Source organism: Klebsiella sp. G-Nf4 (assembly GCF_002810615.1).
GTDB classification, from domain to species: Bacteria; Pseudomonadota; Gammaproteobacteria; order Enterobacterales; family Enterobacteriaceae; genus Klebsiella; species Klebsiella variicola.
Genome location: NZ_PION01000008.1, coordinates 208,935 through 224,893, shown reverse-complemented (window position 1 = coordinate 224,893; position 15,959 = coordinate 208,935). Strand labels below are relative to the sequence as shown.

The window sequence follows — 15,959 nt, the reverse complement described above, 5'->3', positions numbered from 1 at the left end:
CCCAGCGGCTAACACCGCCGGGAGAGAAGAGATCAGTGTTTCACTTTGTTCAGACGATCGAGATAGCCCATCACAAAGGCCGAAAGGACGAAGGTCAGGTGGATAATCACGTACCACATCAGCTTGTTGTCCGGCACGTTTTTCGCATCCATAAACACCCGCAGCAGGTGGATAGATGAGATCGCCACAATTGACGCCGCGACTTTATTCTTCAGGGAGGTGGCATCCATTTTACCGAGCCAGCTCAGCTTCTCTTTCCCTTCATTGATATCCAGCTGCGACACGAAATTTTCATAGCCCGAGAACATCACCATCACCAGCAGGCCACCCACCAGGGTCATGTCCACCAGCGACAGCAGCGTCAGGATCAATTCCGACTCGCTGACGCTGAAGATATGCGGCAGAACGTGGACGATCTCCTGAAAAAATTTGATGGTCAGCGCAACCAGCCCCAGCGAAAGGCCAAAATAAACCGGTGCCAGCAGCCAGCGCGAAGCGTACATAGCGTTTTCCAGAAAGCGTTCCATATAATCCTGTTAGTTAACAAAAAGAAGCGACATTATATCTCAGACAGATAACGTGATGGCAACGCCAGGCCAACACGTCGCCGACAAACGGCCATAAAAAAAGGCCGGCGCGTGGCCAGCCTTTCAGAAGCGTCATCGGATTATTTGGCTTTGACGGTCTCTTCGCCCACCAGCCCGATCTTGAGATATCCCGCCTGATGCAGGGTATCCATCACTTTCATCATCGTCTCATAATCGACGGTTTTATCCGCGCGGAAGAAGACGGTGGTATCTTTTTTGCCGGCAGTCAGGCTATCCAGAGCGTTAATCATATTCGCTTCGGTCACTGGGTCGTTGCCGAGGAACATGCTCTTATCCGCCTTCACCGACAGGTAGATAGGTTTTTCCGGTCGCGGTTGCGGCTGGCTGGAAGAGGCCGGCAGATTCACCTTTACGTCAACCGTCGCCAGCGGCGCAGCCACCATAAAGATAATCAGCAGAACCAGCATGACGTCGATAAACGGCGTCACGTTGATCTCATGCATTTCGCCGTTATCGTCCAGATTTTCATTAAGACGCATCGCCATAGCCGATCAACCTACCCGTAATTTCTGCGCGCTGCGCACCGGCTTCACGCCGCTGGCGCTGAGGTCCAGGTCGCGACTTTGCAGCAGCAGCACCTGAGCGGCGATGTCGCCGAGCGAGGCCTTATAGCTGCCGATCATGCGGGCGAAGATGTTATAGATGACTACCGCCGGGATGGCGGCGAACAGGCCGATGGCCGTCGCCAGCAGCGCTTCCGCGATGCCCGGGGCTACCACCGCAAGGTTGGTGGTCTGCGTCTGGGCGATACCGATAAAGCTGTTCATGATGCCCCAGACGGTACCAAACAGCCCCACGAACGGCGAAATGGCGCCGATGGTGGCCAGATAACCGTTGCCGCGCCCCATATGGCGACCGACGGCCGCGACGCGACGCTCAAGGCGGAAACCGGTTCGTTCCTTGATGCCTTCGTTGTCTTCTGCACCGGCGGAGAGTTCAAGTTCGTTCTGCGCTTCATTGATAAGCTGGGTGGTCAGGCTTTTCGCTTCAAAGGCGCTGGCGATATCGCTGGCCTGATCGAGAGAGCGGGCTTCTGCCAGCTGCTGCTGTTCACGTTTGAGGCGGCGCTTGCTGGCGAGGATTTCCGCCCCCTTGCCGAAAAAGATGGCCCAGGTGACGACCGACGCCAGAATCAGGCCAATCATCACCACCTTAACGACAATATCGGCATGATGATACATACCCCAAACGGAGAGATCCGCCTGCATCAAATTATTACCCACGCTCTATCTCCACGACGATAATCACAAAATCTGCCCACAATAATATCAAAACGACATCGAATTGATAGTGGTTCTCATTAGTATTTACACTGTGCAGCAAATCACGTTTATTTTCCTTGCGCTCACGCAGTAAAAAAGCGGCTTACCGCGGGCCTGGTAAAATTTTCGCCTGTATCGGCGCCGCGCTGGTACAGAAAAGAAGATTCATGCTAGTTTAGACGTCCAGACGTATAAAAACAGGTTCATCAACATGGCTGATAAACATCTTGATACCGCGCTGGTCAACGCCGGGCGGAGCAAAAAATATACTCAGGGCTCAGTGAACAGTGTGATCCAGCGCGCTTCATCGCTGGTTTTCGACACCGTAGAAGCCAAAAAACACGCCACCCGCAACCGGGCCAACGGCGAGCTGTTCTACGGACGCCGCGGCACCCTGACTCACTTCTCGCTGCAGGAAGCGATGTGCGAGCTGGAAGGCGGTGCCGGCTGCGCCCTCTTCCCCTGCGGCGCGGCCGCGGTGGCCAACACCATCCTGGCGTTTGTCGAGCAGGGCGACCATGTGCTGATGACCAATACCGCCTATGAGCCAAGCCAGGATTTTTGTACCAAAATTCTCGCTAAACTCGGCGTCACCACCAGCTGGTTCGATCCCCTCATCGGCGCCGATATTGCCCATCTTATTCGGCCGGAGACCCGCGTGGTGTTCCTTGAATCGCCCGGTTCCATCACCATGGAAGTGCATGATGTGCCTGCGATTGTCGCCGCCGTGCGTAAAGTCGCCCCGGAAGCGATTATCATGATCGATAACACCTGGGCGGCGGGGATCCTGTTTAAAGCGCTGGATTTTGGCATCGACATTTCCATTCAGGCGGCCACCAAATACCTGATCGGCCACTCAGACGGCATGGTCGGCACCGCGGTGGCGAATGCGCGCTGCTGGGCGCAGCTGCGTGAGAATGCCTACCTGATGGGGCAAATGCTGGACGCCGATACCGCCTATATGACCAGCCGCGGTCTGCGCACCCTGGGCGTGCGCCTGCGTCAGCACCATGAAAGCAGCCTGCGCATCGCTGAGTGGCTGGCGCAACATCCGCAGGTGGCGCGGGTAAACCACCCCGCCCTGCCCGGCAGTAAAGGCCATGAATTCTGGAAGCGCGACTTCACCGGCAGCAGCGGTCTGTTCTCGTTTGTGCTCAACAAACGTCTTAGCGACGCCGAGCTGGCCGAATACCTCGACAATTTCAGCCTGTTCAGCATGGCCTACTCGTGGGGCGGCTTTGAATCGCTCATTCTGGCCAATCAGCCGGAGCAAATCGCCCATATTCGGCCGGAGGCTGAAGTGGATTTCAGCGGCACGCTGATCCGCCTGCACATTGGTCTCGAAAATGTTGACGATCTGCAGGCGGATTTAGCAGCGGGCTTCGCGCGTATCGTGTAAAGTGACAGTCAGTGGCAACAATGGCGGACGTTTTTTTATCGAAGCGGCCGCTTTTGTTGCGCCCGGGATCAAGGTGCTCGGGTCTCTTCAGGAGTACACTAGTCAACAATACGGTACCACTTAGGAAAGTCCATGGTTGTCATTCAAGAGATTGTCGCCGCGCTGTGGCAACATGATTTTGCCGCATTGGCGAACCCTCACGTTGTGGGCGTTGTATATCTGGTTATGTTCGCCACCCTGTTTCTGGAAAACGGGCTGCTGCCCGCGTCCTTTTTACCGGGAGACAGCCTGCTGCTGCTCGCCGGCGCGCTGATTGCTAAAGGCGTCATGGACTTTGTGCCCACTATCGCCATTCTGACCGCCGCCGCCAGCCTCGGCTGCTGGCTGAGCTATGTGCAGGGGCGCTGGCTGGGCAATACGCAAACGGTGAAAGGCTGGCTGGCGCATCTGCCGCATAAGTACCATCAGCGCGCCACCTGTATGTTTGATCGCCACGGTCTGCTGGCGCTGCTCGCTGGCCGCTTTCTGGCGTTTGTCCGCACTCTGCTGCCAACCATGGCGGGGATTTCCGGCCTGCCGAACCGCCGCTTTCAGTTCTTCAACTGGCTGAGCGCCCTGCTGTGGGTTGGCGTGGTCACCGGTCTTGGCTATGCGCTGAGCATGATCCCGTTTGTGAAGCGCCATGAAGATCAGGTGATGACCTGCCTGATGATCCTGCCGATTGTCCTGCTGCTCGCGGGCCTGCTCGGCACGCTGTTCGTGGTTATCAAAAAGAAATACTGCAGCGCCTGACGGCCACCTGCCGGGGGGCCTGCGCCCGCCCGGCCTGCCCTCCCGATATTACACGCCCTGCATCGTGCGAATACGTGCAGCATCTTCCCCGGGCGTCATACCGAAGTAGCGCTTAAACTCACGGCTGAACTGCGAAGGGCTTTCATACCCCACCCGCATCGCCGCCGCGCTGGCCTTCATGCCGTCATGGATCATCAGCATGCGCGCCTTGTGCAAACGGTAGGTTTTCAGATACTGCAGCGGTGAGGTACTGGTCACTGATTTAAAATTATGGTGAAACGCTGACACGCTCATATTCGCTTCCGCCGCCAGCTGATCGACGCTCAGGTTTTCAGTGTACTGGCTCTCAATATGTTTCAGCACGCGGCTTATCAAACTGAAGTGGGTCTGCCGACTGACCAGCGCCAGCAGTGCGCCGCCGCAGGGGCCCGTCAGCACATAGTAGAGGATTTCACGGATAATCTGCTTGCCAAGAATGCGCGCGTCCAGCGGACGATCCATGACGTCGAGCAGCCGTTCGGCAGCGCATAAAATATCTTCGGAAAGCACTGCCGAATTTATTCCGCTGGAGGCGACGGCGGGCTGAAACAGCGGATCCTCGCCAATATCCATCAGCAGCTCCTGCAGCTGCAGGATATCGACGTTCAGACGCATCCCGGCGAGGGGCACCTCAGGGGTCGCAAAGGTTTCGCACTCGAAGGGCAGCGGCACGGTCAGCAGCAAATATTCATTTGTGTCGTAGCGAAATGTCCGTTCATTGATATAACCAATTTTATGGCCGGAAAAGAGAAAAACGATCCCCGGCAGGTACATCACCGGCGTCCGGGTACCCGGCTGCGTCCCATACAGCAGGCGGACGTCAGGCAGCAGCGAACTTAACAGTTCGTGCTTATCTTTCAGCTGGTTAACTTTCTCCGTCAATATCTGGCATATCTCTGCATGTTGCATTGCCACCGTCTCCCCCGATGTTTCTTCACCCGTACATTGTGCGCAGGCTGGCGAGAATTCTCCAGCTACATGGAGAAATAGGCAAGACATCGGCAGAAATGTGCATTGAGGGTCAACGGTGCCAGGACCACAATAACCGTCATCTGGCAGCGGTATCGTCCCTGTCGGCGGTTTTACTCTTTTGAGGACACTAGCAATGAATAATTTTGACCTGCATACCCCAACCCGCATTCTGTTTGGCAAAGGCGCGATTGAAAAGCTGCGTGAACAGATCCCGGCGGAGGCTCGCGTACTGATCACCTACGGCGGCGGCAGCGTGAAAAAAACGGGCGTCCTGGATCAGGTACTCACCGCCCTGAATGGTCTGGATGTCCTTGAATTTGGCGGCATCGAGCCGAACCCGTCTTACGAAACCCTGATGAACGCCGTGAAGCTCGCCCGTGAAGAGAAGGTCACTTTCCTGCTGGCGGTCGGCGGCGGTTCAGTCCTGGATGGCACCAAGTTCATCGCCGCGGCGGCCCATTACGACGTCGCTATCGATCCGTGGGAAATTCTGGAAACTTATGGCAGTAAGATCGCCAGCGCCATTCCAATGGGTTCGGTTCTGACTCTGCCGGCGACCGGTTCTGAATCAAACAAAGGGGCGGTCATTTCGCGGAAAACCACCGGCGACAAACGCGCGTTTATGTCTTCGCACGTTCAGCCGCAGTTCGCAATCCTCGATCCGGTTTACACTTATACTCTGCCGCCGCGCCAGGTCGCCAACGGCGTGGTTGACGCCTTCGTCCATACCGTTGAACAGTACGTCACCTACCCGGTTGACGGCAAAATTCAGGACCGTTTCGCCGAAGGCATTCTGCTGACGCTGGTGGAAGATGGCCCGAAAGCGCTGCAGGAGCCAGAGAACTACGATGTGCGCGCCAATATTATGTGGGCGGCGACGCAGGCGCTGAACGGTCTTATCGGCGCAGGCGTGCCGCAGGACTGGGCGACGCATATGCTCGGCCACGAACTGACGGCGATGCACGGCCTGGATCACGCCCAGACGCTGGCTATCGTTCTGCCGGCGCTGTGGAATGAGAAGCGCGACAGCAAACGTGCGAAACTGCTGCAGTATGCCGAGCGCGTGTGGAATATCACCGAGGGTTCCGACGACCAACGTATTGATGCCGCCATCGCCGCGACGCGCCAGTTCTTCGAGCAGATGGGTGTGCCGACCCGTCTCTCCGATTACGGTCTCGACGGTAGCTCCATCCCGGCGCTGCTGGCGAAACTGGAAGAGCACGGCATGACCAAACTGGGCGAACATCAGGATATCACGCTGGACGTCAGCCGCCGTATTTACGAGGCAGCCCGCTAATTTATCCCCGCCTGATTCACCTCTCCTTACGTTAAACAAACGTCGGGGAGAGGTGTTTTTACTACCGTTTTTAGCTATTTCGTCCAGACTTAATGCTACCCCTCGGCGGATTCTGCCTCGCCGAGTTCATTAACAGGAGGAAGGCATGACACATCCAACCGTTATAAAACTACACGACGGCAACCTGATGCCGCAGCTGGGTCTCGGCGTGTGGAAAGCTGGCAACGAGGAAGTCGTCTCTGCCATTCATAAGGCGCTGGAAGTCGGTTATCGCTCTTTTGACACCGCCGCCGCGTACCAAAATGAGGCTGGCGTCGGCAACGCGCTGCACAGCGCAGGCGTCAATCGCGATGAGCTCTTTATCACCACCAAACTGTGGAACGACGATCAAAAACGGCCGCACGAGGCGCTGAAAGAGAGTCTCAGCAAGCTGAAGCTCGACTATGTGGATCTCTATTTAATCCACTGGCCTGTGCCGGCGATCGGCCATTACGTCGAGGCCTGGCAGGCGCTGATCGAACTGCAACAGCAGGGGCTGGCAAAAAGTATCGGCGTGTGTAATTTCCAGGTCCCGCATCTGCAGAAGCTGATTGATGAAACTGGCGTCGCCCCGGCGATCAACCAGATTGAGCTCCATCCGCTGCTGCAGCAGCGTCAGCTGCACGCCTGGAACGCCACCCACAAGATCCAGACCGAATCCTGGAGCCCGCTGGCCCAGGGCGGTAAAGGGGTTTTCGATCAGAAAGTCATCCACCAGCTCGCCGATAAATACGGCAAAACGCCGGCGCAGATCGTCATCCGCTGGCATCTTGATAGCGGTCTGGTGGTGATCCCGAAATCAGTGACGCCGTCGCGTATCGCCGAGAACTTTAACGTCTGGGATTTCCGTCTCGACAAAGACGAACTCAGCGAAATCGCCAAGCTGGACCAGGGCAAGCGTTTAGGGCCCGATCCGGATCAGTTTGGCGGCTAACATGTAAAAAAGCCGGATAGCGCTGACGCCTGTCCGGCTCTCCAACCGGCCCGGTCAGCAAAACGCTACCGGGCACAACGTCAGGCTTAACGCCCGGCGACTTTACCGCGTTTGACGGGCTTTTTCGCCGTCGCTTCACCGTTAGAACGCTGATGCACAATTGGCGTGTGCTTGGTCAGTGCCGGGCGGGTATGGCGGTTCTGGCGACGCGCTTCGCGCATCTCATCCAGCGTCGGGGCTGGCACCAGGCAGTCGCGGCGTGAGCCAATCAGGTGCTTCTTGCCCATCGACTCCAGCGCCTGACGGATCAGCGGCCAGTTTGCCGGATCGTGGTAGCGCAGCAGCGCTTTATGCAGACGGCGCTGTTTCTCGCCCTTCGGCACCACCACCTCTTCGCTCTTATAGCCAATCTTACCCAGCGGGTTCTTGCCGGTGTAATACATGGTGGTCGAGTTCGCCAGCGGCGACGGATAGAAGTTCTGCACCTGGTCAAGACGGAAGCGATGTTTCTTCAGCCACAGCGCCAGGTTCACCATATCTTCATCGCGCGTTCCCGGGTGGGCGGAGATAAAGTACGGGATCAGATACTGTTCTTTACCCGCCTGCTTCGAATAGGTATCAAACAGCTCTTTAAAGCGGTCGTAGCTGCCCATCCCCGGCTTCATCATCTTCGACAGCGGCCCCTCTTCGGTATGCTCCGGAGCGATCTTCAGATAGCCACCGACATGGTGGGTTGCCAGCTCTTTGATATAGCGCGGATCTTCTACCGCGATGTCATAGCGTACGCCAGAGGCGATAAGGATCTTCTTGATGCCCTTCAGCTCACGGGCGCGACGGTAAAGATTGATCGTCGGCTCGTGGTTGGTATCCATGTGCGGGCAGATATCCGGGTAGACGCAGGAGAGACGGCGGCAGGTCTGCTCAGCGCGTGGCGATTTACAGCGCAGCATATACATGTTGGCCGTTGGGCCGCCGAGATCGGAGATCACCCCGGTAAAGCCGGGCACCGTGTCGCGAATGGCTTCGATTTCATTAATGATCGAGTCTTCTGAACGGCTCTGGATAATGCGCCCTTCGTGCTCGGTGATTGAGCAGAACGAACAGCCGCCGAAGCAGCCGCGCATGATGTTGATCGAGAAACGGATCATCTCGTACGCCGGGATACGCGCGTCGCCGTAAGCAGGATGCGGCACACGCTTGTAAGGCAGCGCGAAGACGCTGTCCATCTCTTCAGTCGAGAGCGGGATTGCCGGCGGGTTGATCCAGATATAGCGTTCGCCATGCTTTTGCATCAGCGCCCGGGCGCAGCCGGGGTTAGTTTCGTGGTGCAGAATACGCGAAGCGTGAGCGTACAGGACTTTATCGCCTTTCACCTTCTCGAAGGAAGGCAGCAGCACGTAGGTCTTTTCCCACGGTTTGGGCCGCGGCGGCTGCACGGTGATGCTTTTGGCTTCCTGCTTTTTCGGCGCAACCGGCTTGTTATCGGCGCACGGCAGATCCTCACCATACGGATGCGGGATCGGGTCGATTTTCCCCGGAGTATCCAGGCGGGTGGAATCGACGCCGCTCCAGCCCGGCAGCGCCTCTTTCACCATGATGGCGGTATTGCGCACATCGCGGATCTGGTCGATGGATTCACCCATCGCCAGGCGATGCGCGACTTCCACCAGCGGGCGCTCGCCGTTACCGAACATCAGCATATCGGCCTTGGAGTCCACCAGCACCGAGCGGCGCACGGTATCGGACCAGTAATCATAATGCGCGGTACGGCGCAGGCTGGCCTCGATGCCGCCGAGGATCACCGGCACGTCTTTCCACGCCTCTTTACAGCGCTGGGTGTAGACCAGGGTGGCGCGATCCGGACGCTTGCCCGCCACGTTGCCAGCGGTGTAAGCATCATCATGGCGCAGCTTACGGTCGGCGGTGTAGCGGTTGATCATCGAGTCCATATTGCCCGCCGTCACGCCGAAGAACAGGTTCGGCTTACCCAGGCGCATAAAGTCTTCTTTGCTGTTCCAGTCCGGCTGGGAAATGATCCCTACCCGGAAACCCTGCGCTTCCAGCATACGGCCGCAGATGGCCATCCCGAAGCTCGGGTGGTCGACGTAGGCGTCGCCGGTCACCAGAATAATGTCGCAGCTATCCCAGCCAAGTTGGTCCATCTCTTCACGCGACATCGGTAAAAATGGCGCAGGGCCAAAACAGGCAGCCCAGTATTGCGGCCAGGAAAAAAGGTCACGATCCGGTTGGATCAGGGATATTGCGCTCATATTGCTTCCGGGGGAAATGATAAAAAAATAACCAAAAGGGCGTGGATTATAAGCCGGAATGATAGTGGAAATGAAGGAGGATTTTCTCAAACCCTGACCGTGTTCCGGCCAGGGTTGCGAAGATTACGGCGCCGGATTCACCAGCATCTGGCCAATCGAGCCGCGGTCGGCAAGCTCCAGCGTCTGGCTCAGATACTGGAACGGGAAGTGCGACCACGACGGTTGGGCGTAGTAGACCAGCAGTTCAACCTGCCCGTCGACCCACACGGTATCCTTCCAGCCACGGTCTTCCGGGAAGGGCGTCGAGCCATTGACGTTACGGATCTGGAACATCACCCCTTCAATATGGAACGACTGCGGGCGGTCGGCACGCACCGTCCAGCGCTCCCAGGTCCCCTGTTGCGCCGTGATATCGATACGCTGCGGATCCCACAGCTGGCCGTTGATACCCGGATCGTCGCCGAGGGTGATATCCCGGCTGCGGATCGGCGTGCCGGAGAGCAGTTCGGTCGGCAGCAGGCGCACCGGCAGGCTGTCGGTGACCAGCGGCAGCAGCCCGGTCGGCCGCAAGGTCAGCACCAGCGTGGAGACCAGGATACTTGACGGTTCAAAAAAGCCGCGGATGCGGTCGACAATGCTGGCCGCTTCACCACAGGTAATGGACACTTCATCGCCGTTGGTCATATCGATCAGAATTTCACGCCGTTCCCCTGGCCCCAGCGACAGCTGTTTGAGCGAGACTGGCGCCGGCAGGAACCCCTGGTCGCCGGAAATCACATGCAGCAGTCGGCCATCGCTCATCTGCAGCTGATAGCGCCGGGAGTTGGAGGCGTTCAGCAGGCGCAGGCGCACCCAGCCGCGCGACACTTCGACATACGGGCTCTGCACGCCGTTAACCAGCAGCGTATCGCCAACGAAGCCGCCGCTCCCCGGTTCGCTATATTCCGGCGTGCCGAAGTTATCCAGCCGCTTGTCCTGAATAATCACCGGGAAGTCATCAACGCCGTAGTGGTTAGGGATTGGCAGGTTCTTGCTGACCTCATCTTCCACCAGCCACATGCCGGCCAGGCCGTTGTACACCTGCTTCGCCATCCGGTTCGGCGTGTTGGCCTGATACCACAAGGTAGCAGCGCTCTGGCGGATAGGCAGCACCGGCGCCCAGTCGGCGTTCGGCGACATCATGCGCGCCGCACCGCCGATCAGCGGGCCAGGCACCTGCAGGCCGCGGATGGTCATCGCGACATTCTCTGTCAGACGGTTGCTGTAGATAAGCTTGACGTCGTCCCCGCTCCAGACGCGGATCGTCGGCCCCATGTAGCGGCCATTGATCCCCCAGACGGGGGCGCGAGTGCCTGGCGTAAACGACCAGTGCGAACGCTGCAGCGTCAGAAACAGCGGCTGACCGCGACGCGATTCCAGCAGCGGCGGAACCGGCAGCGCGAGCTGCTGGCCGGCGGCATGGGCTTTCAGCGGCGCGGCGCCAGCGCACAGCGCTACGCCGGAAGCCTTAATAAACTGACGCCGACTGAGTGACATATTAACTCCATGACATACTGACAAATGAAAAAGGGAATTCGTTTCCCGCCAGCAATACGCGCGCGTTGGCGGCGTTTCCTGTCTTATGACTTTTTAGCCGCTTCGCGCTCGGCCACTTCGTTGTCCAGCTCAGCAATTTTGGCGGCCATCAGCTCGCGGCAATGCGTCGCCAGCGCGCGCACGTTGTCTTTACCGAACTGACTGGTATCCACCGGCGGCAGCATCTCAACAATCACCAGACCGTTGTTCCAGCGATTGAGCTTAATTTTGTTCGATGTGTTGGACACACACACCGGAATAATCGGCACTCCGGCGGCAATCGCTGCGTGGAAGGCACCGGTTTTAAAAGGCAGCAGGCCGCGGCCGCGGCTACGGGTTCCTTCCGGGAACATCCAGAACGAAATTTTACGCTTTTTAAACGCATTCACCACTTCAGCAATGGTGCCATGCGCTTTGGTTCGGTTATTACGGTCAATCAGCAGGTTGCCCGTCAGCCAGTAGAGCAGGCCAAAGAACGGGATCCACAGCAGGCTTTTTTTACCCACGGTGACCGTCGGCGGCTGCACGATGTTCGACGCCGTCACCATATCATAGTTGTTCTGGTGGTTAGCGATGTAGATCGCGTTGCCATAGCTTTCCGCATCGGCAGGTTTACGCAGTTCTACCTTCAGGCCAAATACCGGAGATAGGCGGCCAAACAGATGGCCGAAAGTGGCGACATGTTTTGGATTACGCGGGCTGAACAAGCAGTACAAACAGCCAAGTATGCACACTACGATGCAATAAATGACCACAAAAATTACTCGAAAAATTAATAGCATAGCTACCTCTAAAACCCAAATCGCTTAGAATTATTCGCTGCTGACAGAAGGCAGGCTCATCAGTTCTGCGCAGGCCGGGACCGTTCTTCCTGGGTCCCTGGTGATGGACATTGTTAATCGCAACGTCTGAATAAACAACGATTTTGCGGCATTTTTTCGCCTCCTCCCGTCAACGACGGGAGGAGTGGCGTTTACTCTTCGCTATCGCCTGCCGCGGCGCGGCGCGGCGAGTCGATTTCAACACGGTCAATCTTCTGCAGTCCGCGCATCAGCGAACCGCGACGGCCACGCTCGCCAGTGACTTTTTGCAGCTCTTCCGGACGCAGTTTGATCTTCCGTTTGCCAACATGGATGGTGAGCGTGCTCTGCGGAGCCAGGATAAACAGATGCGCCAGGCCATCCTGCCCGGCTGCGGCTTCCGCCGCCGGAATACTGATAATTTTGTTGCCCTTGCCTTTCGACAGCTGCGGTAGATCGCTCACCGGGAACATCAGCATCCGCCCGGCGGCGGTGATGGCCAGCAGCATATCGGACTCGTCCTCAATCACCAGCGGCGGCATCACGTGCGCATTGTCAGGCAGGGTGATCAGCGCTTTACCGGCACGGTTGCGCGCCACCAGATCGTTGAAGGTGCAGACAAAACCGTAGCCAGCGTCGGAAGCCATCAGCAGCTTGCGATCGTCGCTTTCCATCAGCATATGTTCCACGGTCGCGCCCGGCGGCAGAGTCAACTTACCGGTAAGCGGCTCACCCTGGCCACGCGCGGAAGGCAGGGTAATCGGATCGATGGCATAGCTGCGTCCGGTGGTATCGATAAACACCACCGGCTGGTTGCTCTTGCCTTTCGCCGAGGCCTTCCAGCTGTCGCCCGCTTTATAGCTCAAGCCCTGGGCGTCAATGTCGTGCCCTTTGGCGCTCCGCACCCAGCCCATCTGCGACAGGACGATAGTCACTGGCTCAGACGGCTGCATATCATGCTCGCTCATCGCTTTCGCTTCTTCACGTTCGTGAAGCGGCGAGCGGCGATCGTCGCCGAAAGCATCGGCATCAGCCTGCAGCTCTTTTTTCAGCAGGTTGTTCATCTTACGTTCAGAAGCCAGAATCGCCTGCAGCTGGTCGCGCTCTTTTTCCAGCTCGTCCTGCTCGCCGCGGATCTTCATCTCTTCCAGTTTGGCGAGGTGGCGCAGTTTTAATTCCAGAATCGCTTCCGCCTGGGTTTCGCTGATGCCAAAGCGCGACATCAGGGCTGGCTTCGGTTCATCTTCGGTGCGGATGATCTCGATCACTTCATCGATATTGAGAAACGCCACCAGCAAACCTTCGAGGATATGCAGGCGCTTAAGCACTTTCTCTAACCGATGGTTCAGACGGCGACGCACGGTATCGCGACGGAACACCAGCCATTCGCTGAGGATCTCCAGCAGGTTTTTCACCGCCGGGCGTCCGTCGAGGCCGATCATATTGAGGTTGATGCGGTAGCTTTTTTCCAGATCGGTAGTGGCAAACAGGTGGTTCATCACCTGTTCCATATCCACCCGGTTGGAGCGCGGGACGATCACCAGACGAGTCGGATTTTCGTGGTCCGATTCGTCGCGCAGGTCGTCGACCATCGGCAGCTTTTTATTGCGCATCTGCGCCGCAATCTGCTCCAGCACTTTGGCGCCGGAGACCTGGTGCGGCAGCGCGCTAATCACCACCGCGCCGTCCTCTTTGCTCCACACTGCGCGCATGCGCACTGAGCCGCGTCCGTTCTGGTAGATTTTGCGAATTTCCGCCCGCGAGGTGATGATCTCCGCCTCGGTCGGGAAATCCGGCCCCTGCACGATATCCAGCAGTTCGTCGAGGGTCGTTTTCGGCTGCTCAATCAGCGTAATGGCCGCTTTGGCGACTTCACGCAGGTTGTGCGGCGGAATATCAGTGGCCATGCCCACCGCGATGCCGGTGGTGCCATTAAGCAGGATGTTCGGCAGACGCGCAGGCAGCATTTTCGGCTCCTGCATCGTACCGTCAAAGTTCGGTACCCAATCAACGGTGCCCTGCCCCAGTTCGCTGAGCAGCAATTCGGCGTATTTCGACAGGCGGGACTCGGTGTAACGCATCGCCGCGAAGGATTTCGGATCGTCCGGCGCCCCCCAGTTCCCCTGCCCGTCTACCAGCGGGTAGCGGTAAGAGAACGGCTGCGCCATCAGCACCATCGCTTCATAGCAGGCGCTGTCGCCGTGCGGGTGATATTTACCCAACACGTCGCCGACGGTGCGGGCGGACTTTTTGAATTTCGCGCTGGCGTTCAGCCCCAGCTCGGACATCGCATAGACGATGCGACGCTGGACCGGTTTTAAGCCATCGCCAATAAACGGTAATGCCCTGTCCATAATCACGTACATGGAGTAGTTCAGGTAAGCATTTTCCGTAAATTCATGCAGCGCAAGGCGCTCTGCCATATCGCTCATTAATCGTGGATCCTCAATCTGGGTACCGACCGTTCGGACGGCAAAACTACCCGCGATAATACCCGATCTCACGCCCTGAGTCACAGGGCGTGAGATCGGCTGAGGATTCCGTCACGCTTAATCAGGCCAGCGGCAGATAAATATCGGTTTGCAGTTCATGCTCAGCCACCTCATGGACAAAATTGAGGTAACGGAAGTACACCGGATAATCCCGTAACGTCTCGCCTGACGCGGGTAACCAGTCGCGATAGAGAAACCAAACGCTGTTCGCCAGCGTGTCCAGCGAGCCGTGATGGCGCACGACGGCGCAGCGTCCGCCGGGGATTTCGCCGTTAATCACGCCAAAGGCGTTTTCATCGACCGGCCGTTCGACCGTGCCGCAGATATCAAACCGAAATGCCTCCTGCGGGGTGGTCTGCGGATCGTCCCAGGCGATCCCCCAGGTATCGCTGGTGGCGACGGGCGATAATCCGCTCGTCTTACGCCAGGCGATAAAACGCGCGGCGGTCGCGTTGACAAGGTCCGGGCTACCGCGATGTTGCAGTACGGCTACCCGGGTGGTGGGGAACGAAATAATATTGACGTCCATCGACGTTTGCTCCTGTAGCGTATGTTTCGGTACGCGTCGATGCCACTCGGCCCAGTCCGGTTGCTGACGGAACTGGGTCGGGCTTTGGTCAAACGCGGTACGGAAGGCACGACTGAACGACTCCGCATTCTGAAATCCGGCATCAAGGGCAATATCGATGACTTTATCGCGTGGGTTGAACGCCAGACGCCAACAGGCGCGTCGCAGACGCAACCACTGAATATACCGGTACAATGGAATGCCGGTATAAGCGCTAAATTGCCGGTGAAAATGGTAAGGCGAACTGTGCGCTATCGCGCTCAGCGCCTCCAGCGACAGCGGCTCATCAAGATGGCGCGCAATGTACCTACAGACACGCTGGAAGCGCCCGGCATACGCCGGGCTGGCCTTAATATCGTTCATCGTCTCCTCCTCGCGACATACTCTGACAGAGCGAGGATAGCGATTCCTGACCGATCTTGCGCTTATCTGACGAAGACTTATGGCGCGATTTTACGGATCTGTTTAACGTCGATTTCTACCGAGTTCCAGTCCTTATCGACTTCCCCCTGAATTTCTACCGTGTCCTGCGGGCCGACGGTCACGCCGTTCCAGCGCTTGTGGTCGATATCGACATTGATCACCCCGGAAGCATCCTGAAACTTATACAGATCGTCAGAAATGCGCTCGGTTATCTTGCCGCGCAGGGTCACCCAGGTATCGTCCCGCAGCGATTTGGCATTGGCGACAGTGGTCACCGCGCCGCTCGGGCCGGTGAATCCGCCTGCCTGCGCGGTCGAACTGACCTGCGTGGTCGAAGAAGGACCGGTAAACCCGCCCTGTTCGGCAGCCAGCACCGGCATGGAAACCAGGGCAACGATCGCGGTCATCGCAGCAATTTTCTTCATGATGTGTTCTCCCTTCGTGTTGATATGGCTCCTATTACGCCTGACAAAACTTAACGACTTCTTA

At 57.6% G+C, this 15,959-nt stretch carries 14 protein-coding genes; 4 read left to right on the top strand and 10 right to left on the bottom strand.

Features of this window, described 5'->3' with window-relative positions; translation table 11 throughout:
- Positions 1-32 precede the first annotated feature (32 nt).
- The 3 genes from CWM57_RS17875 to exbB form a co-directional block, all read right to left on the bottom strand.
- A complete protein-coding gene (locus tag CWM57_RS17875) occupies positions 33-527 on the bottom strand; it encodes a TIGR00645 family protein (RefSeq protein ID WP_061153309.1) in 495 nt (164 codons plus the stop codon).
- 140 nt (positions 528-667) lie between these two features.
- Positions 668-1,093 (bottom strand): TonB system transport protein ExbD, encoded by a 426-nt coding sequence (gene exbD / locus CWM57_RS17870; RefSeq protein WP_002916785.1) that lies wholly within the window; start codon positions 1,091-1,093, stop codon positions 668-670.
- 6 nt (positions 1,094-1,099) lie between these two features.
- Positions 1,100-1,831, bottom strand: a complete 732-nt coding sequence (gene exbB, locus CWM57_RS17865; protein ID WP_061153308.1) for a tol-pal system-associated acyl-CoA thioesterase — start codon at positions 1,829-1,831, stop codon at positions 1,100-1,102.
- 250 nt (positions 1,832-2,081) lie between these two features.
- Between exbB and metC the strand changes: the two genes are divergently transcribed.
- Together metC and yghB are read left to right on the top strand one after the other, a co-directional pair.
- On the top strand, positions 2,082-3,269 hold the full coding sequence (gene metC / locus CWM57_RS17855) for a cystathionine beta-lyase (RefSeq protein WP_074387580.1): 1,188 nt from the start codon (positions 2,082-2,084) through the stop codon (positions 3,267-3,269).
- Between the two features lie 132 nt (positions 3,270-3,401).
- On the top strand, positions 3,402-4,061 hold the full coding sequence (gene yghB / locus CWM57_RS17850) for a DedA family general envelope maintenance protein YghB (RefSeq protein WP_061153306.1): 660 nt from the start codon (positions 3,402-3,404) through the stop codon (positions 4,059-4,061).
- A gap of 48 nt (positions 4,062-4,109) precedes the next feature.
- Here yghB and CWM57_RS17845 read toward each other — a convergent pair whose 3' ends face one another.
- Positions 4,110-5,009 carry an AraC family transcriptional regulator gene (locus CWM57_RS17845; RefSeq protein WP_100631770.1) on the bottom strand — a complete coding sequence of 300 codons (900 nt, stop codon included), beginning with the start codon at positions 5,007-5,009 and terminating at the stop codon, positions 4,110-4,112.
- Positions 5,010-5,205: 196 nt separating this feature from the next.
- Here CWM57_RS17845 and yqhD point away from each other — a divergent pair, with 196 nt between their 5' ends.
- Complete coding sequence (gene yqhD / locus CWM57_RS17840) at positions 5,206-6,369, top strand: alcohol dehydrogenase (RefSeq protein ID WP_074387578.1); 1,164 nt, start codon at positions 5,206-5,208, stop codon at positions 6,367-6,369.
- Positions 6,370-6,514: 145 nt separating this feature from the next.
- Positions 6,515-7,342, top strand: a complete 828-nt coding sequence (dkgA, locus tag CWM57_RS17835; protein WP_061153303.1) for a 2,5-didehydrogluconate reductase DkgA — start codon at positions 6,515-6,517, stop codon at positions 7,340-7,342.
- Between the two features lie 86 nt (positions 7,343-7,428).
- Here dkgA and CWM57_RS17830 read toward each other — a convergent pair whose 3' ends face one another.
- The 6 genes from CWM57_RS17830 to CWM57_RS17805 form a co-directional block, all read right to left on the bottom strand.
- Positions 7,429-9,702 carry a YgiQ family radical SAM protein gene (locus CWM57_RS17830; RefSeq protein WP_162676924.1) on the bottom strand — a complete coding sequence of 758 codons (2,274 nt, stop codon included), beginning with the start codon at positions 9,700-9,702 and terminating at the stop codon, positions 7,429-7,431.
- 33 nt (positions 9,703-9,735) lie between these two features.
- Positions 9,736-11,148 carry a cell division protein FtsP gene (ftsP, locus tag CWM57_RS17825; RefSeq protein WP_061153301.1) on the bottom strand — a complete coding sequence of 471 codons (1,413 nt, stop codon included), beginning with the start codon at positions 11,146-11,148 and terminating at the stop codon, positions 9,736-9,738.
- Between the two features lie 83 nt (positions 11,149-11,231).
- The gene (plsC, locus tag CWM57_RS17820; protein ID WP_061153300.1) at positions 11,232-11,969 is read right to left on the bottom strand and encodes a 1-acylglycerol-3-phosphate O-acyltransferase; all 738 of its coding nucleotides are present in this window, start codon (positions 11,967-11,969) and stop codon (positions 11,232-11,234) included.
- Positions 11,970-12,160: 191 nt separating this feature from the next.
- Positions 12,161-14,419 carry a DNA topoisomerase IV subunit A gene (parC, locus tag CWM57_RS17815; RefSeq protein WP_061153299.1) on the bottom strand — a complete coding sequence of 753 codons (2,259 nt, stop codon included), beginning with the start codon at positions 14,417-14,419 and terminating at the stop codon, positions 12,161-12,163.
- A gap of 121 nt (positions 14,420-14,540) precedes the next feature.
- The gene (locus CWM57_RS17810; RefSeq protein WP_100676280.1) at positions 14,541-15,410 is read right to left on the bottom strand and encodes an AraC family transcriptional regulator; all 870 of its coding nucleotides are present in this window, start codon (positions 15,408-15,410) and stop codon (positions 14,541-14,543) included.
- 77 nt (positions 15,411-15,487) lie between these two features.
- Complete coding sequence (locus CWM57_RS17805; protein WP_008806508.1) at positions 15,488-15,895, bottom strand: YgiW/YdeI family stress tolerance OB fold protein; 408 nt, start codon at positions 15,893-15,895, stop codon at positions 15,488-15,490.
- Between the last annotated feature and the right edge of the window lie 64 nt (positions 15,896-15,959).